Origin of the sequence: Streptomyces sp. NPDC015144, from assembly GCF_043079735.1 — a bacterium.
Taxonomy (GTDB): Bacteria; Actinomycetota; Actinomycetes; order Streptomycetales; family Streptomycetaceae; genus Streptomyces.
Genome location: NZ_JBIBUU010000021.1, coordinates 85,317 through 105,772 on the forward strand (window position 1 = coordinate 85,317; position 20,456 = coordinate 105,772).

Genomic DNA, 20,456 nt, shown 5'->3' on the forward strand with positions numbered 1-20,456 from the left:
CGGACGCCGTGGCCCAGGATTCGGGTTGTCCCGGGCGGGGTGTCTTCGGGGCGTCGTAGGGAGGTACGTCACCGGCCGAAATTTGTTACACCTAGGCCCAGGTAGCTGGGTTGCTCTCCCAGCCGCTTCGAATAGTACACCCAGGGAAATGCCTTGTGGAGCACGCGACACAAGCGGCGCGTCCACTTACCTTCCTCGCGGTTCTGCAGCATCCGGCGACGTCACTGGAAGCGGCGGAGCCCCGGCTCCGCCCCAACCGGAACGAGGGCGGAGGCGGCCCGGTAGCGGGTGAGGGTCGGCCATGACGGCATCGCCCTGCTTGCGAGGCAGGGCGCCGCGGTTGAAGTCCGCGGGCTCGCAGCCCTCTCCCGCTGCCGGACACCGACGCATGGGAGAGGACCGCACCAGCCGTGACCGAGACGATCGCCAGGCCGCCGCGCTTCACCGCCTACGTGCCGCTCACCGACCTGACGCCGGCGGACCGTAACCCGAAGCGTCACGAGCTCGAGCTCATGATCGCGTCCATCGACATGCACGGCCTGGTCGAGATTCCGGTCGTTGACGAGCGCACCCGCAAGACCCTCCACGGCCACGGCCGCCGGGAGTCCCTGATCGAGATGCAGTCCCGTGGGATGCGCGCACCCAGCGGCATCGTCATCGACGAGGACGGCGGCTGGCTCGTCCCCGTGCTGCGCGGCTGGTCCTCGAAGCACGACGCCGAGGCCGAGGCCCTGGCCATCAAGCTGAACCGGCTCCCCGGCGAGGGCGGATGGGATCCGCGCGAGCTCGCCGAGGTCCTCGAGGACCTGGCCACCGGCGACGCGGAATTGTTCGACTCCCTGGCCATCCCCCACGACGAGATCGACAAGCTACTTGGCCAGGTCGACCCCGAGACCCTGCCCGGCGGCGGCCGCGAGGACGAGACATCCCTGCTGCACCTTCCCGACGACGGCGAACGCGACGGTGATCTCAGCCCCGACGACGAGGGCCGCGCCCCGCATACGACGTGCCCGGCCTGCGGGCACATGTTCACGTCCAGCCGCTGACCCGTCCTCCGAGGAACACCATGTCCACCCGACGCAAGGCACGCCGGCCCGCAGGCCGCAGCGGTCGCCCACGCCTGCTCTCCGACGAGGTCGAGGCGCGTCTCGTCGGCGCGTCGCGCACCGGCGTGGCCGTCGAGCTGGCTGCCGAGATGGCCGGGGTCTCCCGCTCAAGCTTCCTGGCGTGGATGGCCCGCGGCCGCGCCGAGGTCGAGGCCCGCGAGGCAGGCGAGAAGCCGGACGCGGCCGAGGAGGAGTACGCGGCCCTGTACGAGAAGGTCCGCACCGCCCGCGCCACGGCGGCCGCGCGCGCCATGATGAACATCCGCAGGGTCGCCGACGGCGGCATCGTCACCAAGGTCACCACCCGCAAGTTCCGCGACTCCGTGACCGGCGACATCGTCGAGGAGACCGTGGAGGACCGCACGTCGCCCGACTGGCGCGCCGATGCCTGGTATTTGGAGCGGCAGCACCGCGAGCACTACGGCAAGGACGCGATCGTCGCCGTCGAGATCACCGGCCTGGGCGACCTCCCGTCCGGCGCCGACGACCAGGCCGTCGACCTGTCCGCGCTCGCCGAGCGCCTGGACCGTTCGCTGTTCTCCATCGAGTACCCGCCGGAGCTCGAGGACGGCTCCGTCGTCGACGCCGAGGTCGTCGACGAGTAGCCCTCCCGGCAGCACGCGACGTTAACCGGCCGCGCCCTGCACGGTGCCCTCCACCGATCACCAAGTGGAGGGCACCACCCCATGACCGTCAAGATCATCTCCCGCGCCACCTGGGGCGCGAAGCCGTGGAACGGCACCCCGGCGTCCGTCCCGCTGTCCAAGCGCACCGAGTTCTACGTCCACTACGACGGAGCCCACCACATCACCCGCACCGGGTACGCGATCATGCGCGCCATCGAGGCGGAGCACCTTGGGCAGGGTTGGAGCGGCGTCGGCTACCACTTCGTCGTCGACCAGGCCGGGAACATCTACGAGGGCCGCGGCTGGGGCCTGCAGGGCGCCCACTGCCCCGACCACAACACCACCGGCATCGGCGTCCAGATCGCCATCGGCGGCGACCAGGAGCCCAGCGCGAAGGCCCTGGCCGCATGCCGCGCGCTGTACGAGGAGGCGTGCAAAAAGACCGGCCGCACCCTGGCCAAGCGCGGCCACCGGGACGGCTTCGCGACCGCCTGCCCCGGCACCAAGCTCTACGCCTGGGTCAAGGCGGGCATGCCGGCCGGAGGCTACGCGCCCGCTCCGAACCCGGGTGGCTCCCTGCCGGGCGGCGGCTCCGAGGTCTCCCGCGCACAGGTCACCATCAACGGCCTGACGTACGGCTACGGCGCCAAGGGCGACCACGTGACCAAGGTCGGCCGGGCCCTGGTGAAGAAGGGGTTCGGCAAGCACTACACGTCGGGCCCGGGTCCGACGTGGACCGACGCGGACACGAAGAACTACCAGGACTACCAGGAGTCCCTCGACTACAACGGTGCGGCCGCGGACGGCGTCCCGGGCAAGACCTCCCTCAAGGAGCTGCTCGGCGCCCTGCCCGGCAAGGTCTCGGCGAAGCCGGCCCCGCCGTTCCCCGGCGCCGACAAGTTCGGCCCCGGCAAGAGCAACGCGTCCGTCACCCTGCTCGGACAGCAGCTCGTCCGGAAGGGCTACGGCAAGCACTACACCTCGGGCCCGGGGCCGCGCTGGTCGGACGCGGACCGCAAGAACGTGCGCGACTTCCAGCTCGCGCACGCCTCCTTGAAGGGTGACGCCGACGGTTTCCCCGGGCCGCTGACCTGGAAGTTTTTGTTCTCCTGACCCTCTCCCGGCTGGCCCGACCCGCGGGCCCGCCCCTCTCCTCGAAAGGCCCGTCCGTGGCAGGCGAGACCGTCATTACCGTCGTAGGCAACCTGGTCGACGACCCCGAACTCCGCTTCACTCCCTCCGGCGCCGCGGTGGCCAAGTTCCGCGTCGCCTCGACTCCGCGCACTCTCGACCGTCAGGCCAACGAGTGGAAGGACGGCGAGAGCCTGTTCCTGACCTGCGCCGTGTGGCGCCAGTCGGCCGAGAACGTCGCCGAGTCCCTCCAGCGGGGCATGCGGGTCATCGTCCAGGGGCGCCTCAAGCAGCGCTCCTATGAGGATCGCGAGGGCGTCAAGCGCACCGTGTACGAACTGGACGTCGAGGAGGTCGGGGCGAGCCTGCGCAACGCCACGGCCCGGGTCACCAAGACGACGGGGGGCGGTGGGCAGCGTCCGGCCGCGGCCGCCGCGCAGGGACCGGCCGTCGACGCCCCGTGGGCGACCCAGGAACCGCCGTTCTGACCCCAGGCACGAGGAAGGGCCCCGGACCGATGTCCGGGGCCCTTTGTCTGTCTCACGCGGCCGAGACGGTCCAGGCCGAGTCCAGGATCAGCAGGTCGTCCCCGTTCGGCCCGGCCGAAGCGGTTCCGTCCTGCCCGGGAGGCATGGCCCCCTCGGCGGGGGTCTCCACCGGGGCCGGGGTCTCCTCCACCGGGGCCGGGGTCTCCTCCACCGGGGCCGGGGTCTCCTCCACCGGGGCCGGGGTCTCCTCCACCGGAGGCGGCGTCTCCTCCACCGGCGGGGGAGGCATCTCGGTGGCTGGCGGAGTCGGCTTGGGGTCGGTCGGCGTTGGGTCGGTCACCGGAGGCGGCGTCGGGGAGGTCGGCGGCGTCGGGGAGGTCGGCGACGTCGGGGAGGTCGGCGACGTCGGGGAGGTCGGCGACGTCGGAGACGTCCCTGTCCCCCCGCCGGACGGCGCGGCCGTGCCCGAACCGCTTGTCGGCGGCGTGGGTGTGACGGTTTCCTCCGGCGCGGTAACCGGCACCACCGCAAGCGTGCTGCTCCCAGAAGGGGACACGATTGGGGGGTTCGGCTCGATCCCGGCCGCGAGCGCCACGATGTCGTCGCCGCCCTGCTCGGGCCAAACGGGCGCCCCATCGAGCCCCAGCACCAGGCGGGCCGCAAGGAGGGTGGGCGCGTCGGTCGGTGCCGCCTGGGGGCGGGCGATGATCTGCTTCACCTCGTGGTCGTCTAGGCCGAGCGTGCCCAGGGTGAGCGCAACCAGGCGCGGCGGCAGCGGTCTGGCGCCGCCCGTCGTGGTCAGTCCGGACTTCTGCTCGTCCGCCTCCACAAGGAGGTCGTTGTACTCCTTGATCCGCCCGGGGTCAGTGCCCCACAGGATGTAACGGTCGTGGACGCGCATGTGCGGGTACAGCTCCTGGGAACCGGCCTGCTTCGCCCAGGTCTTTGCATACTCGGCGTCGTAGAAGATCCGCAGGCCGATGCGCTCACTGCCGTACGAGAACGTGAAAATCGTCGAGTCCGGCCCGGTCGCGGCCTTGCTGGACATCACCATGCCGTCGGAGTCGGTGCACTCGGCCTCGAGCGTGCTTATCGGATCGCACACGACCTCGCTCGAGCCGGAGAACCACTTGAACTTCGGGTCGGTGAACGGGGCCTTCACCACACCGACGCCGGCGTCAGCGGTATCCGGCAACGCGTCCGGCGCGCTGGCTTTCACCGTGGCCGTATCGTCGGCGACCGTTGTGTACCGGCCCAGGGCCCAGCTCGCGGCGAGGGCGGGGAGCAGCGCGGCGACAAGGACGGCCTTCCGGCGGCGCTTGGCCCCCGCGTGCGGGAACTGCTCCTTGACGACGTCGTCCACCAGGGCGGCCGCGGGGCCTTCCACCCTGGGCGGGACGGGATCGGTGCGCCCGAGCAGCTCGTCGAAGTCCCTCAGCTCGGGAGCCTGCTCCCGGACCATCCGCTCGGCGGCCTCGACGGTGATGCCCGGCAGCACGTTGCGCACGTTGCTGACTGCCCGGCCGAACGTCTGGTCCAGCCCGAGGAACAGGGTGCGCACCCCGTTGATGTTGCACAGCATCGCATCGGTGGGGAACGCCCCCACGACGATGTCGAGCTTGTCGGTGGGGCTGCTCAACTGTGGTGGTCCTTCGCCCTACGTGCGAGTATCTCGGCGGCCATCTGGGTGGCCTCCTCCAGACGCTCGGGGGTGATCTTCTCGAGGTCGGAGACGACGATCTGCCCGCCGTCGGGGAGGGAGACCTCGGTGCGGTGGAGGTCGATCTCCTCCAGGCCGTCGTCGGTGCCGGCGTCGTCGCGGGACTCAGACGGGTTCAAGGTCCGCATGAACGCCGCCATCATGATGTTGTGCGTCTCCTGAACGCGGGCGGGGTTACGGCCGTGGCCCGGCGTCAGGGCCCCGGCGGCTGCCAGTGCGCGGCGCGTGTCGGAGTCGTGCGGGGTCGGGCCGCCCTCGAGCGCCCGCTCGAGGCGCTCGGCCGCCCTGTCAGCGCGTCGCAACATGAGGCGCCCTCTCCTGCTGCTGTGAAGTCTGGACCCGAACACCGTGAACTTTCCCTCTGCCTGCTGCGAGCTTCAACAGCTCCTCCACCAGTTCGGCGGAAGAGTCCCCCTCCGGAAGCACCTCGGCCAGTCGGTGCAACGACCGTGACGTCAAGGTACGCACCGCTCCCTCAGTCTTGCCCATAAGCTCCGCAGTATGCGCCGGACTGAGCCCGTCGAAGAAACGTAGCCGCAGGCAGGTGCGCTGACTCGGCTTGAGCTGGCCCATGCGTTCGGCCATCGCCGCGGCGAGCTGCCGGCGCTCGGCCTGCTGGTGCACGGAGAGCCCCGGCCGGGGCCGGTCGAGCTGCAAGTGATCGGGCTGGAGAACTTCGGTGGGGCGGCGCTGCTCCTTGCGCAGGTGATCGACCGCGGTGTTGCGGGTGATGGTCATCAGCCAGCCGAGAAGGTTGGTCCCCGGGCGGTAGCGGCCCACGTTTTGCGCCACTTTGATCCAGACCTCTTGCGCGAGGTCCTCGGCCTTGTGCGGGTCGCGCACGTACTGGCGGACCCAGTTGTAGACCGTGCCGTTGAGACGTGCGTAGAACGCGCTCATGGCGTCCGGCGCGTCCGGTCCCCCGGCGGCTGCACGTGCGATGAGCTGGTCAATGGTTGCAGTGCTGTCGGTCACGGCGTGATGTCCCCCCATGTGCCGTCTGAGCGCCCCCCTGGCGGGTCGATGGACCAGAACACCCAACCGGGGTAAAGGAGGATCGTCTTCCGCGTGGCGCGAGGGAAGCATAACCGGCCAAAGTTACGCCGGTCATCGATGCATCAGCGACTACGGCTGGAACCGCGGCACCCACCGCGCCCTGGTGACGCTCCACCCCCGCTCCGGCCTGCTCCAGGGCGCAGAGCCGTACCTGCGCTCCCTTGCCACGCGCAGGGGGGTCAATCCCGAGATCGCCGCCATGCTGCGCACGGTGATCCAGGAGTGGGAGGAGCAGCACAGCCACCCCGGCACCCCCGCGCTCTTTCCGGCGACGGCTCACCGGCGCCTTGGGCGCGTCGGCGCCGACGCGCGGGCGGCCGCAGCCGGGTGCGCGGATGTCCCCGGGCCCGGGGCCGCGCGGGCGGGGCCCCGGGCGAGCGACGCTGGAGGCGTGGCCCGCGTTCGCTTCTGTGCCTCCTGCGGGGCCCGGCTGCCGAGGAGCGCGTCGGCCAGGCGCCGGTACTGCGACGACGTGTGCCGGGCCCAGGCGTACCGGGACCGGCGCACGTGCGACCGGATCATGGGCCTCGCGATGATGTTGGCCGACGCGGAGTGGAACGGCGACACCGGCATGATCCGGCTGCTGACCTGCCCCGAATGCGGCCGGATCACGCTCGCCGGCGCACGCCGCCGCCAGGACGCGGTCTACTGCTCCGGCCGCTGCCGGTCCAGAGCGTGGCGCCGACGCGCGGCCCGCCGCGCCCGGCGAGCGTGACGTACAACCGTCACGGAATCGAGCCGTACGGGCCGGTATGACGGCTCGACGTCACACTTGCCGCCCCCGGGTTCCCAGCTTGGGGCGGATCCGCCCCAAGCTGGGCCCTTGTGTGCCGGTCAGTCGCGCGGGGCCGGCGCAGCGCGGCGGCGTGGGAGGCGTCGTCCCGGGGATCCATGGCGGATTTCCCTGGGCTTACTGTAATCTCCGCACTGCAGGCGAGCGTCGGGAGAGCAACTCGACGGACGCCCAACCCGAAGAGAAGGAGCACCCCGATGTCCTCGCACGCCTCGCCCGCGCGCGCCCTGCTCTCGCCGGCGCAGATCGACGCGGCCCTGATGCGGCTCCCTTACGAGGAGTGGATCGTCATGCCGGCCGCGGCCGCGCATGTGCAGGAGCTGGGCCTCCCCCGTGAAAGCCTGACGCAGGTCATCCGTACCGGCCGGCGCCGTGGTGTCCTACGGACGAAGAAGGAACCCGACCTGCGCCTCTTCTGGGTGATGCGGATCGCCGAGGAGCCGTACCGGCGGGTCCCCGCGATCGTCTGACCTGATCACTTGGATAACGGGCCAGGGCGCCCCTCCCTCCTTGCCAGCCGCGCCGCGAGGCGCGTGGGCTGCGCACGCGAAAAGCACCTAGGAGAGGGGGGCGCCCTGGCCCGTTATCCAGAACCATCGTTGGGTAGTAGCGTGGCATGTCCGTACCGCCCGACGTGGGTAGGAGCCACCTCGTGTCTGACCCGTTCGCCGCTGTCACCGGCCTGCTGACCGAGCAGATCCGTACGGCCCGCGCCAGGGGCAACACGCCCGCCGCGGCCGCGGCCCTCGAGAAGCTGCTCACCATGTACGTCCGCCTGGGCACCCGCGAGCTCGGGACGCTCCAGGAGCAGAACGACTACATCGTCGCCCGGCACCTCGGCTACCTCCCCCAGGCTCTGCAGGACCTGGGCGTCACGGCCGAGGACCTGCCAGAGCCCCCGGGCCGCCGGCGTCCGCTCCCCCCTCCTCCGGCCGGAGTGAACGTGTCCCGGATCGTCGAGCGCCTGGCGCACCTCGGCGGCCGAGACAACGACGAGCCGGCCGAGCGTTTCGGCGTCGAGTACCGGCCCCACGACAACGTCGTCCTCCACGGCCGCCTGCAGCCGTTCGCCGTCGTCGACACCGAGGAGCACAACCTCCCGGTCTCCTGGTACGAAAACCGGGACGACGCCGAGACCGTCGCAGGAACGGCAAGCCGCCTGCGCCGCGCCGGTTGACCGGCCCTGCGCGTCGGGGTGGCGGCGATGATCACGATGCCTCTTCGCCTGCGGCCAGAACGCGGTCAATCGTGGTGCGTGCGATGCCGGTTCCGCGGTGAACGGCGCTCTTGCTGATGTTGGCGTCCGTCACCCGTCGGATTAGGTCATCCCGGGCCCGTGTGTCGCCCGTGCCGCTCGCCCTCCAGCGCTCGAACAGGGTCTCTGCGATCGCGTCGGTCCACGTGCCCTCGCTCTTGGGCCACCAGGGCTTCCAGCCGCGGGGCAGTACGGGCAACGATTCCTCGGCGGCCGGCAGGGCGGCCAGGGCGGCCGACCGCTCCTCGCGCTCCAGACGTTCCAGACGTGCCCGGATCCGCGCCCCCAACTCCCGCGCGTCCGCGTCGGGGCGCGAGCGCCATGCCGGACGGTCGGCCGGCGGGGTGCGGTCCTCCGGCACGGCCAGACGTGCCAGGCGCTCGTACACGGCCGCGGGGTCGTCGTCCGGGCCGGGGTAATCCAGATCATCCAAGGTGCGCTCGACCTGTGACACCTGCCGGACATACCGCCGGGCACGGTCCAGATGCGTGACGGTCCGGGCCCACGGTGCCAGCTCGCGGGCCGCCTCCTCCTGCTCGCCCTCGAGGAAACGGCGATCGGTGCGGATCACCAGCCGGGCGGCCGTGGTCTCCCCGTCCATCAGCCACACGTAGCCGCCCGCGTCCACGTTGTAGCCGGTCCCGTACGGGGTCAGGATCTCCCCATGCGGGGAGGTGACGAAGTGAATCCCGTCGGTCTCGCCGCGGGGCGGGTAGCTGTCGTGGGAGTCACGCTCGATCGGGTACATCGGGGGAGTCCTTTCCTCCGGCGCGTGCGCGCTACAAGTGAACTGTCATAAATGTAGCGCCATGACGCTACATTTATCAATCTGAATTTGTAGCGCCCGCTCGGGCGGGGTGCAGGGGGTGGCGATTCACCACGCCGGATGCGGCTCGAGTGCGTGCTGAGGGCACCTGTCGCCCTCGATCGTCACGGGGAGGCCGCACAGGCCGTCGTTTCCGTCGCACTCATAGTGGCGGCGCCGGACAATGGGAGCACCGGCTGTGTACTGCGGCGGGGTCGGGGTTTTCCCGCCCTCCCAGCGGTCGGTGCTGCCTTCGCCCCGGGTGGGCCGAGGGCCGGGCGGGGGCGTGATCAGGAGCTCGCGCAGCCGCCCCGCGATCACGGCGCCCGCCGTCTTCTGCAGCGGGTTGGGCAGCGGGCGGGCCAGCCACTGCCGCAGCGTCTCCATGTCCCACCCGAGACGGAGCAGCTCGTCGACGACCATGCTCTGATCGGCCAGCACCTTGCCAGCAAGGAGCAGCTCCGGCAGCTCCTGCCCGAGGTCCTGGAGCAGCCGCACTCCCTCGGTCAGTTCGACTGTCTGGGGGGACCTCTTGCCGTCCGTCTTTCCCTCCGTCGCAGGGGCGTTCGTGGAACCTACGGAGGGATGGACGGTTCCCTGGTGGTTCTGTGGTGGATAACTGACGGTTAGGGGCTCATCTTGACCCGGGGTCGGGCTCAACTTGGGGGGGAGGTCGGTCTCATCTTGACCCGGGGTCGGTCTCATCTTGAGCTCAGGGCCGGGCTCATCTTGACCTATCAGCAGGTCAGATGGGGTGTGGGGGTTATCCACAGGGTCGGGCTCATCTTGAGCCCTCACCTGGTCAGCGCCCTGCCCCGACCCCTTCGGAGCCTTCCGCTTCTTCTGCGGCAGGGGCGCGTCGGCGGCGAAGGTGATCCGCTCGATGACGTTGTCGTCGTAGTCCGTCGGCTTGCGCTTCATGGCGGCCAGGAGCTCGAGGTTCACGCGCGTGAGGTTGGTGATCGGCTCGCCCGTCTTCGGGTCGAGGCGGCGCTGGGAGGCGATCAGCTTCTTTGCCACGAGCTTCTTCTTGACGCGCTTGACCGTCGCCGGGGACGTCCCGCAGTCGTCGGCGAGGCGCTGCTGGCCCGGCCAGCAGTAGCCGTGATCGTCGGTCCGGTTGCAGTAGGCGATCATGAGCAGCTTCTCGGGTCCGTCCAGCCCTTCGGCGTCAAGCACCATCGCGATGTGCTTGATGGTCACGCCTGGCCCCCGATCACGCGGTACGTCGTCGGCGCGCCCGCACCGGTCGCGGTGCGGCGGGCAGTACGCTCGATCAGCCCCAGTTCGGCCAGCCGGTCCAGCACGCGCGAGACGGTGGAGTCGGAAACGTTCGCGGCCGCGGCAAGTCGGCTGAGGGGCGGGAAGGCGAGGCCGTCCGGTCCGGCAAGGTTGCCGAGTTGGACCAGGACCAGGCGCTCAACGGGGCGAAGCACGGCGCGGGCGTTGAACGCCGCACGGATCCGGGTAGTGCTCATGTGAACTCTCTCTGTTGCGCAGAGAGCAGGAACTGCGCATCGCGAATATCACAGGCGGGCGCGGAATCGAGTGGTCCGCGCCGAGCAGCCTGTATGCTCGGTGCCCAGCAGTCCCTACCCCCTTTGGCGAGGACCGGGTAGGAAGTCGGGGCGTCGACCGGGCCAGGTTGGCGCCCCTTCTGCATGTCTGCCGCTACCGTCTTCGGTGTTGGCGATCACACCTTACACCGGTGTATGTCGAGCGGTAGGATGGATCGTATGACGACACGGAACACGTCGGGTGGAGCAACCCGAGAGCGCACCAGCATCACGCTGCCGCCGGACCTGATGCGTCGCGCGAAGGTCGCTGGCGGGAACAACCTGTCCGCCTACGTCGAGGCAGCGCTGAGGGAGAAGTTCCTGATCGACGGCATGGCCGAGGTTGTCCGCATCAAGTCCCAGGACCCGGCGGACGACCTGTTCGAGGCCGCCGAAGCTGATGCCGAGGCTGCCGCGTGACCGAGGTTCTGAGGGGGGCGGTGTGGCGCGTGCCCACCGTGGGCCGGGACCGCACGGTCCTGGTCATTCAGCACAACGCCGTGATCCGACACCACGCGGGCGGCATCGCCTGTGTTCTCGTCCAGGAAGTCGAGGACGCTCTCGACACGCTGCTGACGGTCCCGATCAAGGCCCCGGTGCGCGGCGTCGTCATGGCGTCTGACATCCACCAGGTGCTGCGGTTCGAACAGGGCAAGTGCCTCGGCTACCTGTCCGCCGAGGACATGGAGCGCGTGAACCAGGCGCTCCGCGCGGCCCTCGACCTGTAGACCTTCGTCGTCGGCCCCGACCTCCTAGCGCAGACACCGGGGAGCAAGTGACCTGCCGGTAGAAAGTGGTCGCCGGCCCGGACGGCAGGCCGCACACGGCCTGGGGCCAGCACACCATCTGGGTCGGGTACGAGACCGCCGGCCAGTCCCGCGCTGACCGCGACTCGATCGTGCAGCGCTCCACGGTTCCAGGGACGCCGCGGGAACCGCACCCCTTGCCTGGGTCAAGGACATCGCCCGTCACCTCACCGCCACGGGGCACCCGGTGGACGCAGCAGACCCCGGTCGTCAACGAGCACATCAAGGAGAAGTGACCGTCATGAAGCAACTCCCCCTGAAGGCGCACCTGTACCCCAGCGCGGACAGCGGCACCTGGATGATCGACGTCATCCGCGACCTGCCTCGGCTCAGCGACGACTACGAGGAGCCCGTCGAGCCCGATGACGAGGACGGGCACGTCGCCACGATGGACACGGGTGTCCCGGAACCGCGCGCCACCTCGGAGTCCGTTCCGCAGGAAGAGCTCGAGCGGAGTGCGATCGAGACGCTGCGGCGGAACTACTTCTATGCCCGGCCGGGGTGGCAGATCGGCAACGGCGAGTTGACCGCGGTCGTGAACCCGATCGAGCCCACCTATCTGGTGGCCTGGGAATTCTGGAGGGCGTACGGCGGCCGCGACGGCGAGACCCGTAAGCTCGGCAACAGCCCCGAGCTGCACGCCCTGGGAGCTCTTTTCACGCAGCACAGCGTCACGCCCGAAGCGGTGCACCGTGGCGCACTGCTGCTCCTGGCCGAGATCGCTGCTTTCCTGAGCGACGACGGGGAGGCGGAGCGGATCCTGCGCCTCTGGCAGGCATTTCAGGAGGTGCCCGTCGTGGCTGACACCGCCACGGCGCTGCTGGCGGCTGAGCCGATCGACGCCTGGCATGAAACCCGCATGGCGCTGGGCGTCAACCCCCTCGTCGACGTGATCGAGCTGTGGCGGCTGGCGTTCTCCCTGTCCGGGGCCTTCGACCTCATGTGCAATGCCGTCGGCACCGCCGCCCGCTTCTTCGTAGGCACAGAGGACGGCCTGCTGGACCCGTTCGAGCCCGCTCCCCCGATGTGAGCCCGGCCGCTCCCTGGACCCTGGGGCCTCGTCAGCCCGCCCCCGCCGAACTCCGGACGGGGGCATTGTTATGCCGGGACCGCGGCCCAGGTGACCCGGCCGCCGTGGTCGCCGACGTACTGCCCCACATCGGAGGCCAGGCGGTACACCAGGTACAGCCCCGGCTCGACCTCGGGCGCGGGCAAAGTGCCGTCCATGTCCCCCACCGACACCGTGACGTGCGCGCCGTCGTACGCGAGCCGCGCCACCAGGCCGGCCCCGGCGGAGTGCCGGGCGGTCACGTCCACCAGCTCCTGGAGCACGGCCTGGACGTTGTCGTGCGTCCGGTCGACGTAGGGCGCGCCCTCGAGGAGCCGGGGCAGGATCAGGGCCCCCGTGGCGTTCGCGCGTTCCATGGCCTCGAGCGGCGAGACGTCGGGGCCGATCACGAAATCGACGGAGTTCTCGACGCCGAGCAGGAGGGCGGCACCTCCCTCCCCGAGGGCGTGCGGGGGCCAGTTGTGTGGTGCGGCGTCAGAGATCGTCACGGTGGTCCGTTCCGTCGGGTAGCTCGTTCGAATGCTAGTTCGAAACCGGCTAGCGTATGCAGAGGGTCAAAACGGCGGGACCATGCGCCTGGTGAGGTGCACGGAGCGACACGGAGGGTGTGGTGGCACGAAGGGTCTTTCTGGCCATGGGCTGCGGTGATGCGTCGTATGGGCACATACGTCCGGTAACTGCGCGTGCCCGGAGCGTGCTGTTCCGCGACCCATCAAAGAGGGTCAAAGGGCAATCGTCAAACGATCTGTGGTTGAAGCCTTTCCAGCCGTCAAACGATCGGTGGAGGCCGGTTATGGTGAAGGCCTCACATCCCGCCAAGGAAGACCACCCCACCGTGACCGCAGATCCCCATGCCCAGGACCCTGCCGCCCAGAACGCGCAGGTCCGCACCTTCCAGGACGTGCTCGGCCTCCTCCTCAAGGCCCAGGCCAAAGAGGATCCGACCAGACCCGGCGTGTTCATCGAGCCGACGAACACGGAAATCGCCGACGCAATCAACAGCAGGTTCGGCGCCGGCACCATCACGAACGAGCACATCCGCCGGCTCCGGAACGGCACCGTGAAGAACCCCGGCCTCGAGGTGGCCTCCATCCTCGCCGACTTCTTCGATCTCCCCCTGGACGTCTTCAAGGCGACCGGAAGCGAGACGTCCCGAAGAGTTGTCGAGGAAGTACAACGGTTTGTGGACTCCAGACGTCGAACGACTAGTGAGGACCCAGAGCCGCCGACCGTTGCTGTCCTGGCCCGGACAACCCGCAGGCTGTCCCCCGCCGGACAGGCCCGTGTCGTTCGATATGCCGAGCGGGTCGCACAGCTCGAGGCGATGGAGAGCGAGACCGACCCGCATGCGCTCCCGTCCGACGACTAGCCCCCCTCAAGGTGCCCAACTCCGGTGATCCAGTCCTCCCGCGACCGCAAGCTCCGACAAGCGCTTGCCGCACTTCCCGTGCCGAACCCCCTGACGGTCGACACCCTGTTCGCGCTCATGCAGGCGCACTACCCGCGCCCGCTGGAACTGTGGCGGGGGGCCTCCCCCCTGCCCGGCCTCCACGCGAACGCCCTGTGGCTCACCCGACCGAGCCACGACAGTGATGTGGTCTGGCTCGACCCGGCGCTCACCGGCGCCGCCGCCACCCACAGCCTGGGCCACGAGTTCGGCCACCAGATGCTGGGGCACACGCCGCTCGTCCTTCCTGCGGCCCCTGCCCCGAAGCCAGAGTCGTACGAGTTCCTCAGCCCTGACTTCCTGGGCGGCTGCCTCTTCGGCCGGGCCCGTTCGCACGACGGGCCCCAGGATCCCGAGTACCGCCGGATCGAGGACGAGGCCGAGGGATTCGCCTACCTCCTACGCCGCGCCGCGGCTGACCAGGCCCGCGACACCCGGCACCACGACCCCCTGGTCGACCGGCTGCACCACAGCCTGTGACCGCCAACGCCCCGCGCTGAGAGCCACCGTGCCTACTGACGACGTCATCGACCTGTTCACCACCATTCCCCTCTGGCTGGTGGTGGCCGTCCGCTCCTACCAGGAGATCCGCGACCGCAAGAAGGACCGCGACAAGGCCAGGACGAGCGGGAAGCGGGCGATCCTCGCAACCTTCGCCGCCCTGGCCATCGGCGCGACGCTGCGCCTGTCGTATCTCGAGGAGTACCTGAACCGCGTCACCGGCATCCACGACGCCGCGGTGCTCCCCAAGCACCTGGCCGTGATGGTCGCCTGCACCCTTCTGGTGGGCTGGGTCGAGTCGGTGGTGCCGCCCAGCGAGAAGGAACCGGTCTGGCGCCGCTGGGTCGCCTTCAAGCCCCGCATGGCCCTCCTGATCGTGACCGGCATCGCGGCCTCCCTGGTGTTCCCGTTCTCCTCCGTCTCCATCGTCGCCCCCGACGGCTCCGCAGACTTCGCCTCCGCCCAGTACGGCAACGTCGCCGGCAGCGTGCACCTGTCGCTGTACCTGCTTTCGATGGGCACCGCCCTGGTCCCCTCGGCAATGCTGTGCCTCACCGTCGCCCGCCGCACCGACGACCGGCTTCTACGGCTGTGCATGCGCCTGATGGCCGCAGGCGCCGGAGCCGGAGCGGTCTACCCCGTCTACCGGATCGCCTTTCTGGTGTGCGGCTTCACCAACTGGACGTTCCCTCTCAGCGAGGGGCAGTTCCACCGCGGCGGCTCCCTGATCCAGATGGTGACGATCCTCCTGGTCCTCGCCGGGAGCTCCGTACGCGCCGCGGAGCTGCTCATCCGCGCGATCCGACTCCGCCGCGGCCTGCTCGCACTCCGCCCGCTGTGGGAGGAGCTCGTCACGATCCTCCCGCCGGACGTCATCCTGCGCCGCCTCCAGGAGGTCGACTCGCGCCGCGAGGAACGGCGCCGCGCCCGAGACCTCTACGACCGGCTCGACAAGCGCGTCGTCGACATCTCCGACGCCTGGTTCACCCTCCTGCCCTGGATCAGCGACGACGTACACCGCGAGGCCCTTAAGGTCGCCCACGACGCGGGCATGCGCGGCGCCGACGCCCACGCCGCCCGGGAAGCCATCACCCTGCGCGTCGCCCGCATGAAGGCAGTCGAGGGCGAGGACTACGCCGCGCGCGCGGCCGGCTCCCAGATGCCCATGCACAACGACCTGCTGGCGAACGCCGAGTGGCTCGCCCGGGTTGCCCACCACTACACCTCGCCCAGCCTCGCCGAAGCGGCCGCCGCGCTCTCCGGCCAGCAAGCCCCCCAGGAAGTCACCGCATGACCAGCACCACAACCGCCCCCGCTCCGGCCCGCGCGGAGACCCGCGCGGCCCGGCTGATCACCGATGGAATGGAGCCGCGCAACGTCATCGTCGCGGTGAGCCTCGGCGTCGGCCTGGCCCAGGACAACCCGCTTACCGGCGTGCTCTGGGCGCTCGAGGCCATCCTGTTCGCCGCCGTGCTGCCCATGGCGTTCATCAAGTACGGCATGCGCAAAGGCATGTGGGCCGACCGGCACATCGGCCAGCGACAGCGCCGCATGATCCTCATCCCCGTGATCATGACGTTGGTCGGCCTCGGCATCGGCGGCATGCTCTGGTTCGACGCCCCGACCGACATGGTCGCCCTGGTCGTCGCGATGCTCGCCACCCTCGCCGTCCTTCTGCCGGTCACCGCGTTCTGGAAGATCAGCGTGCACACCGCGGTCGCCGGCGGCGCCCTGGCGATGCTCGCCCTCACCTGGGGCCCGCTCGTCTGGCTCGCCTACCCGCTCGTCGCCGTCATCGCCTGGTCCCGCATCTCCCTGCGAGACCACACCCTCGCCCAGACGATCGCGGGGGCCGCCGCGGGCACCGCGACCGCCGGTCTGGTCTTCGCCGCGCTCACCACATGACGTAAGGGCCGCCGTGTCTGTACTCCTCCGGCCATGCAGACGCTTCCCGCTCCCGCGCCCGTCGTTGACCCCCTCGGCCTCGACGTCCCCCGCCACATCGGCTTCATCGCCGACGGCAACCGCCGCTGGGCCACCGCCCACGGCACCACCGTCGAAGAGGGCTTCCGGCAGGGCGCGGCCGTCGTCCACCAGGTCCTCGAGCACTGCCGCGCCCTCGGCGTCGAGACCGCCTCCGTCTTCCTGATGTCCGACCGGAACTTCGGCCGCTCCGAGGCCGAGGTCGAGATCCTCGCCGACGTCCTGGTCGACCTACTCGACATCGAGGCGGCCGCCTCCACCGGCCCGATCCGCGTCCTCTCCCAGGTCTCCGGGAAGTACCCGGTCCCCGCCCGCCTCCGACTCGCCATGGAGCGCGCGGAGATGGCCACGCTCGACCGCACGGGCATGACCGTCTGCCTCGGCATCGGCTACGACGGACGCGCCGACGTCCGCCGGGCCGTCGAGGACGCACAGCGTGCGGGAGCCCTCGACGAGGAGTGGGAGCTGCGCGTCGAGCCGTACCTGTCGACCGCCGGCCTGCCCGACCCCGAACTGATCATCCGCAGCAGCGGGGAGCGCCGCCTGTCCGGCTTTCTGCTTTACCAGGCCGCGGACGCCACGCTTCACTTCGAGGACCGGTACTGGCCCGACTACGACGGCCAGGCCCTCGAGGAGGCACTCGCCGTACATGCCGAGCAGCGCCGCACCTTCGGCAGGTGACCAAGATCATTCTTGCCCAATTGGGCAAGATCACAGGACCCCGTACGGGTGATGTACGGGGTCCTACCATGCGCCCCGCGCAGTACCGATAAGGGCTCGCTGCCCAAAACACGGCCGCGGTCTGACTATCGTCCCTCCCATGGCAGAAACCACAGCGGTGCCTACGATCGGCGCCCAGCCCACCGGCGACACCCCGCCGCCCAAGAAGGAAACGGAGCAGCAGCGACAGGACCGCGTCCGTGCGGTCCTTGAGCAGCACCGTCCCGAAACGTCCAGCGTCATCGCGATGTGCAACCAGAAGGGCGGTGTCGGCAAGACGACGACGACCATCCAACTGGCCGGCTCCCTCGCCGAGCACGGCCGCCGGGTCCTTGTCCTGGACGGCGACCCGCAGCGCAACGCGACCACAGGGTTCCGGGTCCGCCCACCCGGCCCCAACGACCTGACACAGGCGAAGGTCGTCCTTGACGTCCTGGACCCGCTGCGCCTGATCCGCGAGACGAACGTGCCCGGCATCTACGTTCTCCCGGCCAGCATCGACATGGCCGGCCTGTCGACTGCTCTGCGCGATACCGGCGCGGGCCTTTCCCTTTACCGAATCATGATCGACAAGCTGCGGCCCTTCTTCGACGACATCCTGCTCGACCAGCGCCCCGCCCTGGACATGGACACTGACTCGCAGTTGGTCGCGTGCGACAGAGCCATCATCATGACGGACGTCGACCAGTGGTCCATGGAGGGGCTCAAGATGCAGCTCGCCCAGCAGACCCGGGCCATGAAGCGCGCCGAACGCGACGACTTCGACGTCATCGGTCTGATCATCGGCCGCGTGCAGAAGCCCATGGGCAAGTTCGACGCCGAAGTCTACAAGCTGCTGCAGAACCACCCCCGGGTTCCCTGCCTCGGCGAGGTACCCGTCCGAGCGGCACACCTCAAGGAGGCCCGGAACAGAGGACTGCCCGTGACCCACTACAAGAAGACGGCCAGCTCCGACACCGCCGACTTTTTCCGCGGGATCGCTGCGAACGCAGGGTTGGTGAAGGCGGCATGAGCGACACGGAATTCGACCTCGGGTGGGGCGAAGACGACGAGCCGCAGCAGACCGCGGACACCCTCACCGCCGTAGACACCGACCGGGACAAGAAGCAGCAGCAGACCCAGGCCAAGCTCATCGCCGACCAGGTCGCGGCCGCGGTCGAGGAGGCCAAGCCCGGACTGCACAAGATCCCGGACCCCGTCGAGCCCGCCGGGGAGGGCGCGCTCACCAAGGAGGAAGAGGAGACCTTTCGGGCCTGCAACGAAGGCGTCGACCTGGGCAACCTCGGCTGGTTCATCCAGGCCAAGAGCCTCGACACCATCGCCGTTGGCCGCCTCTTCCGAAACACGCCGCACAGAATCGAGCCGCACCGCAACTACGAGACGATCGAGGAGTGGGCGCCGCTCGAGAAAGGCATCTCCGTCGGCCAGTGCAGCAAGCTGCGCGCGGCCTGGCGGATCGGCTGGGAGCTCGCCACCCTCGACTACAAGTCGAACCCGGGCCAGGTCCGCGAACTCGTCCCGGTGAAGAACGCGTTCGGCCTCAAGGCAGCCGTCGCCGTGTTCGTCCTGGTCGTCGAGGCTGTCGGAGCGGCCAAGGTCACGGCCGAGCGGATCCGCGACACCGTCAAGCTGCTGCCGGGCGACCTCAAGCTCAACGAGGAAGACGACGTCGACGCCCTGGCGAAGGTCATCAAGGGCGTGCTCGTCGAGGAGCTGCAGCCGTCGGTCTCCCGCGCGATCCCGCCCGCGGTGACCCGGGCCGTCGACAAGACCGCCATCAAGATCGCGGACGCCCTCAACCGTCCCCGGATCCCCCGCTCGGAGGTCACCCTCAGGCTCATGGAGGCGTTCGCCGACCCGGAGGACTCCACCGTCTACAACGCGGTCCTCGAGCGGATGCAGGAGGCGGAGAAGGCCGCCAGGAAGGCGCTCAAGTAGGCGTCTGCGCCCGCACAACACGGAGGCCCGGCCAATGCTGGTGGCCGGGCCTCCGTGCGCGTGAAACTGGTGTGCAGCATACGGCAGTTCACCGGCTGGCAAACTGTCCTCAGCGGTCCGCGTGATACCGCCGGGCGTGCGCACCGATGTCGTCGGACATCGCGGTGTAGCAATCCACGTCGTCGCACGACAGCCCCAGAGACGCGACCATCCAGCCAGCCGGCGCCGACGTCGTCCCGCAGTGGTCGCAGTGCTTCGCCCCGTCGTCAGGGCACGGCACGTCACCGACCCGCGGCCGCCACCGCGCCAGCCGGGGCGGCGCGGCCTCGTACGTGTACCGCTGGTACTCGCTGCGCGCGTCCGCGAGGAGGAAGTACCGGCCGCCGCGGTCGTCGACGTCGCCCACGGGCCGCCCGCCGTACACCGCCACGTCCCACCACACGGCCGGCTCGCCGTCCTCCAGGACCACGGACACCTCCACCAGGTGCATCCGCTCCCCCGACGGGTTCAGCCTCTTGTTGTACAGCTCCTGGCGTCCGATCGTCTCGACGACGGCCAGGGACTCGACCCGGGCCCGCGTCGCCTCCGCGGCCGCGCGGGCGGCCCGCTCCTTCTCCTCCCGGGCCAGCCGCCGCTTCTCCGCCTGTTCCTCACGCCGCTTGGCGGCCTTCTCCTCGGCAGCCTTCGCCGCGGCGCGCTGCTCCTCCTCGGCGGCCCGCCGCTGCGCCGCCCGCTGCTCGTACTCCTCGAACGACGGGTGATCCTCGCACCGGCCCGTGTGCTGGACCTCCCGGCGGCCCACGCCCTCGCGGACGACGACCAGGCGGGCCGAGCGGGGCGCGACCGACCCGCCGCACCGTGCGCAGTACGTACCGGGCTCAGCGAGCACGGACGAGCACTCGCGGTTGTGCTCGACCTGGGCGGCCTCCCCGCGGCCGACGAGGACGCCCTGGCCCTTCTGCAGCACCGCCGCGCACCACCGGCACGGGCCGGGCCGGAAGTTCGGCCGCCCGGGGCCCGGGTCGACGACGTCCAGCGGCAGCTCCTCGGCCGGGGGGTGCGCGGCCAGATGCTTGCGGAGCTGCGTCAGGCCGGCGGAACCGAACGCCCCCTTCGCCCTCTTGAAGTGCCGGGTCCACAACGCCTTGAGCGCCCCGTCGTCCTGGACCAGGTGCAGCGTCACCGCGGCGTCCATCAGCGGGTACGGCTTGCCCGTGCGGTACGCCTCACCCCACCCGGTGACGTGCTGGTCCATGACCAGGAGCAGCGCGCCGGGCACCGTCTTCACGACGGCCCCGTGCCCCACCTCGGGCCCGAGCACCACGGCGTCCCCCTCGGCCCGCTCGTCCAGGCCGGTAAGGGCCCGCCTCCACGACCGGTGCACATCGGCACCGTCCGGCACGGCTGGGATCTCCACCCGCACCGTCGTCTGCTCGTTCACCACAGCGACCCTCCC

25 protein-coding genes are annotated in these 20,456 nt (G+C 70.2%); 17 read left to right on the plus strand and 8 right to left on the minus strand.

Annotation, left to right across the window (positions count from 1 at the left end):
* Positions 1 to 410 precede the first annotated feature (410 nt).
* The 4 genes from ACF08W_RS29085 (at position 411) to ACF08W_RS29100 (ending at position 3,351) form a co-directional block, all read left to right on the plus strand.
* Positions 411 to 1,046: a hypothetical protein gene (locus tag ACF08W_RS29085; protein WP_392281068.1), complete on the plus strand. Its 636-nt coding sequence runs from the start codon at positions 411 to 413 to the stop codon at positions 1,044 to 1,046.
* A 20-nt stretch (positions 1,047 to 1,066) separates the two neighbouring features.
* Positions 1,067 to 1,711: a hypothetical protein gene (locus tag ACF08W_RS29090; RefSeq protein ID WP_392281069.1), complete on the plus strand. Its 645-nt coding sequence runs from the start codon at positions 1,067 to 1,069 to the stop codon at positions 1,709 to 1,711.
* Between the two features lie 81 nt (positions 1,712 to 1,792).
* Positions 1,793 to 2,845: a peptidoglycan-binding protein gene (locus ACF08W_RS29095; RefSeq protein ID WP_392281070.1), complete on the plus strand. Its 1,053-nt coding sequence runs from the start codon at positions 1,793 to 1,795 to the stop codon at positions 2,843 to 2,845.
* A 56-nt stretch (positions 2,846 to 2,901) separates the two neighbouring features.
* Positions 2,902 to 3,351 carry a single-stranded DNA-binding protein gene (locus ACF08W_RS29100; RefSeq protein ID WP_392281071.1) on the plus strand — a complete coding sequence of 150 codons (450 nt, stop codon included), beginning with the start codon at positions 2,902 to 2,904 and terminating at the stop codon, positions 3,349 to 3,351.
* A gap of 52 nt (positions 3,352 to 3,403) precedes the next feature.
* On the opposite strand, the gene ACF08W_RS29105 is transcribed toward ACF08W_RS29100, so the two are convergent.
* Genes ACF08W_RS29105 through ACF08W_RS29115 form a run of 3 tightly spaced genes read right to left on the minus strand, consistent with a single transcriptional unit; the run spans position 3,404 to position 6,046 of the window.
* A complete protein-coding gene (locus ACF08W_RS29105) occupies positions 3,404 to 4,990 on the minus strand; it encodes a hypothetical protein (RefSeq protein ID WP_392281072.1) in 1,587 nt (528 codons plus the stop codon).
* Positions 4,987 to 5,376 carry a hypothetical protein gene (locus ACF08W_RS29110; protein WP_392281073.1) on the minus strand — a complete coding sequence of 130 codons (390 nt, stop codon included), beginning with the start codon at positions 5,374 to 5,376 and terminating at the stop codon, positions 4,987 to 4,989. The genes ACF08W_RS29105 and ACF08W_RS29110 overlap by 4 nt, the downstream gene beginning before the upstream one ends.
* Positions 5,360 to 6,046, minus strand: a complete 687-nt coding sequence (locus ACF08W_RS29115; protein ID WP_392281074.1) for an RNA polymerase sigma factor — start codon at positions 6,044 to 6,046, stop codon at positions 5,360 to 5,362. The genes ACF08W_RS29110 and ACF08W_RS29115 overlap by 17 nt, the downstream gene beginning before the upstream one ends.
* A gap of 184 nt (positions 6,047 to 6,230) precedes the next feature.
* Here ACF08W_RS29115 and ACF08W_RS29120 point away from each other — a divergent pair, with 184 nt between their 5' ends.
* The 3 genes from ACF08W_RS29120 to ACF08W_RS29130 all read left to right on the plus strand — a co-directional run bounded on the left by ACF08W_RS29120 (position 6,231) and on the right by ACF08W_RS29130 (position 8,097).
* The gene (locus ACF08W_RS29120; RefSeq protein WP_392281075.1) at positions 6,231 to 6,842 is read left to right on the plus strand and encodes a hypothetical protein; all 612 of its coding nucleotides are present in this window, start codon (positions 6,231 to 6,233) and stop codon (positions 6,840 to 6,842) included.
* A 275-nt stretch (positions 6,843 to 7,117) separates the two neighbouring features.
* A complete protein-coding gene (locus tag ACF08W_RS29125; RefSeq protein ID WP_392281076.1) occupies positions 7,118 to 7,390 on the plus strand; it encodes a hypothetical protein in 273 nt (90 codons plus the stop codon).
* A gap of 182 nt (positions 7,391 to 7,572) precedes the next feature.
* Positions 7,573 to 8,097, plus strand: coding sequence for a hypothetical protein (locus tag ACF08W_RS29130; protein WP_392281077.1), 525 nt, complete (start codon positions 7,573 to 7,575; stop codon positions 8,095 to 8,097).
* Between the two features lie 31 nt (positions 8,098 to 8,128).
* Here the strand turns inward: ACF08W_RS29130 and ACF08W_RS29135 are convergent, their stop codons facing one another.
* The 3 genes from ACF08W_RS29135 to ACF08W_RS29145 form a co-directional block, all read right to left on the minus strand.
* Complete coding sequence (locus ACF08W_RS29135) at positions 8,129 to 8,923, minus strand: hypothetical protein (RefSeq protein WP_392281078.1); 795 nt, start codon at positions 8,921 to 8,923, stop codon at positions 8,129 to 8,131.
* Between the two features lie 126 nt (positions 8,924 to 9,049).
* Positions 9,050 to 10,183: a helix-turn-helix domain-containing protein gene (locus tag ACF08W_RS29140; protein WP_392281079.1), complete on the minus strand. Its 1,134-nt coding sequence runs from the start codon at positions 10,181 to 10,183 to the stop codon at positions 9,050 to 9,052.
* A complete protein-coding gene (locus tag ACF08W_RS29145; protein ID WP_392281080.1) occupies positions 10,180 to 10,458 on the minus strand; it encodes a helix-turn-helix domain-containing protein in 279 nt (92 codons plus the stop codon). The genes ACF08W_RS29140 and ACF08W_RS29145 overlap by 4 nt, the downstream gene beginning before the upstream one ends.
* Before the next feature lie 258 nt (positions 10,459 to 10,716).
* On the opposite strand from ACF08W_RS29145, the gene ACF08W_RS29150 reads away from it, so the two are divergent.
* The 3 genes from ACF08W_RS29150 to ACF08W_RS29160 all read left to right on the plus strand — a co-directional run bounded on the left by ACF08W_RS29150 (position 10,717) and on the right by ACF08W_RS29160 (position 12,372).
* Positions 10,717 to 10,956, plus strand: a complete 240-nt coding sequence (locus ACF08W_RS29150; protein ID WP_392281081.1) for a hypothetical protein — start codon at positions 10,717 to 10,719, stop codon at positions 10,954 to 10,956.
* Entirely contained in the window at positions 10,953 to 11,264 is a 312-nt protein-coding gene (locus tag ACF08W_RS29155; protein WP_392281082.1) for a type II toxin-antitoxin system PemK/MazF family toxin, read from the plus strand. The genes ACF08W_RS29150 and ACF08W_RS29155 overlap by 4 nt, the downstream gene beginning before the upstream one ends.
* A gap of 319 nt (positions 11,265 to 11,583) precedes the next feature.
* Positions 11,584 to 12,372, plus strand: coding sequence for a hypothetical protein (locus ACF08W_RS29160; RefSeq protein ID WP_392281083.1), 789 nt, complete (start codon positions 11,584 to 11,586; stop codon positions 12,370 to 12,372).
* A gap of 68 nt (positions 12,373 to 12,440) precedes the next feature.
* Here ACF08W_RS29160 and ACF08W_RS29165 read toward each other — a convergent pair whose 3' ends face one another.
* On the minus strand, positions 12,441 to 12,899 hold the full coding sequence (locus ACF08W_RS29165; protein WP_392281084.1) for a hypothetical protein: 459 nt from the start codon (positions 12,897 to 12,899) through the stop codon (positions 12,441 to 12,443).
* A gap of 305 nt (positions 12,900 to 13,204) precedes the next feature.
* Between ACF08W_RS29165 and ACF08W_RS29170 the strand changes: the two genes are divergently transcribed.
* The 7 genes from ACF08W_RS29170 (at position 13,205) to ACF08W_RS29200 (ending at position 19,000) form a co-directional block, all read left to right on the plus strand.
* The gene (locus ACF08W_RS29170; RefSeq protein ID WP_392281085.1) at positions 13,205 to 13,780 is read left to right on the plus strand and encodes a hypothetical protein; all 576 of its coding nucleotides are present in this window, start codon (positions 13,205 to 13,207) and stop codon (positions 13,778 to 13,780) included.
* A 24-nt stretch (positions 13,781 to 13,804) separates the two neighbouring features.
* A complete protein-coding gene (locus ACF08W_RS29175; protein WP_392281086.1) occupies positions 13,805 to 14,338 on the plus strand; it encodes a hypothetical protein in 534 nt (177 codons plus the stop codon).
* Between the two features lie 28 nt (positions 14,339 to 14,366).
* Complete coding sequence (locus ACF08W_RS29180) at positions 14,367 to 15,653, plus strand: MAB_1171c family putative transporter (protein WP_392281087.1); 1,287 nt, start codon at positions 14,367 to 14,369, stop codon at positions 15,651 to 15,653.
* The gene (locus tag ACF08W_RS29185; RefSeq protein ID WP_392281088.1) at positions 15,650 to 16,264 is read left to right on the plus strand and encodes a phosphatase PAP2 family protein; all 615 of its coding nucleotides are present in this window, start codon (positions 15,650 to 15,652) and stop codon (positions 16,262 to 16,264) included. The genes ACF08W_RS29180 and ACF08W_RS29185 overlap by 4 nt, the downstream gene beginning before the upstream one ends.
* Before the next feature lie 33 nt (positions 16,265 to 16,297).
* Positions 16,298 to 17,023, plus strand: coding sequence for a polyprenyl diphosphate synthase (gene uppS / locus ACF08W_RS29190; RefSeq protein ID WP_392281089.1), 726 nt, complete (start codon positions 16,298 to 16,300; stop codon positions 17,021 to 17,023).
* A 139-nt stretch (positions 17,024 to 17,162) separates the two neighbouring features.
* Positions 17,163 to 18,074 carry a ParA family protein gene (locus ACF08W_RS29195; RefSeq protein WP_392281090.1) on the plus strand — a complete coding sequence of 304 codons (912 nt, stop codon included), beginning with the start codon at positions 17,163 to 17,165 and terminating at the stop codon, positions 18,072 to 18,074.
* Positions 18,071 to 19,000, plus strand: a complete 930-nt coding sequence (locus ACF08W_RS29200) for a hypothetical protein (protein WP_392281091.1) — start codon at positions 18,071 to 18,073, stop codon at positions 18,998 to 19,000. The genes ACF08W_RS29195 and ACF08W_RS29200 overlap by 4 nt, the downstream gene beginning before the upstream one ends.
* 109 nt (positions 19,001 to 19,109) lie before the next feature.
* On the opposite strand, the gene ACF08W_RS29205 is transcribed toward ACF08W_RS29200, so the two are convergent.
* Complete coding sequence (locus tag ACF08W_RS29205; protein WP_392281092.1) at positions 19,110 to 20,441, minus strand: hypothetical protein; 1,332 nt, start codon at positions 20,439 to 20,441, stop codon at positions 19,110 to 19,112.
* Positions 20,442 to 20,456: the final 15 nt, after the last annotated feature.

Excerpts from the sequence above, each read along its gene's own strand:
- ACF08W_RS29090 (WP_392281069.1), top strand. The coding sequence starts at position 1,067 with ATGTCCACCCGACGCAAGGCACGCCGGCCCGCAGGCCGCAGCGGTCGC.
- ACF08W_RS29095 (WP_392281070.1), top strand. The coding sequence starts at position 1,793 with ATGACCGTCAAGATCATCTCCCGCGCCACCTGGGGCGCGAAGCCGTGG.
- ACF08W_RS29110 (WP_392281073.1), bottom strand. The coding sequence starts at position 5,376 with ATGTTGCGACGCGCTGACAGGGCGGCCGAGCGCCTCGAGCGGGCGCTC.
- ACF08W_RS29125 (WP_392281076.1), top strand. The coding sequence starts at position 7,118 with ATGTCCTCGCACGCCTCGCCCGCGCGCGCCCTGCTCTCGCCGGCGCAG.
- ACF08W_RS29135 (WP_392281078.1), bottom strand. The coding sequence starts at position 8,923 with ATGTACCCGATCGAGCGTGACTCCCACGACAGCTACCCGCCCCGCGGC.
- ACF08W_RS29145 (WP_392281080.1), bottom strand. The coding sequence starts at position 10,458 with ATGAGCACTACCCGGATCCGTGCGGCGTTCAACGCCCGCGCCGTGCTT.
- ACF08W_RS29150 (WP_392281081.1), top strand. The coding sequence starts at position 10,717 with ATGACGACACGGAACACGTCGGGTGGAGCAACCCGAGAGCGCACCAGC.
- ACF08W_RS29160 (WP_392281083.1), top strand. The coding sequence starts at position 11,584 with ATGAAGCAACTCCCCCTGAAGGCGCACCTGTACCCCAGCGCGGACAGC.
- ACF08W_RS29170 (WP_392281085.1), top strand. The coding sequence starts at position 13,205 with ATGGTGAAGGCCTCACATCCCGCCAAGGAAGACCACCCCACCGTGACC.
- ACF08W_RS29185 (WP_392281088.1), top strand. The coding sequence starts at position 15,650 with ATGACCAGCACCACAACCGCCCCCGCTCCGGCCCGCGCGGAGACCCGC.
- uppS (WP_392281089.1), top strand. The coding sequence starts at position 16,298 with ATGCAGACGCTTCCCGCTCCCGCGCCCGTCGTTGACCCCCTCGGCCTC.
- ACF08W_RS29195 (WP_392281090.1), top strand. The coding sequence starts at position 17,163 with ATGGCAGAAACCACAGCGGTGCCTACGATCGGCGCCCAGCCCACCGGC.
- ACF08W_RS29200 (WP_392281091.1), top strand. The coding sequence starts at position 18,071 with ATGAGCGACACGGAATTCGACCTCGGGTGGGGCGAAGACGACGAGCCG.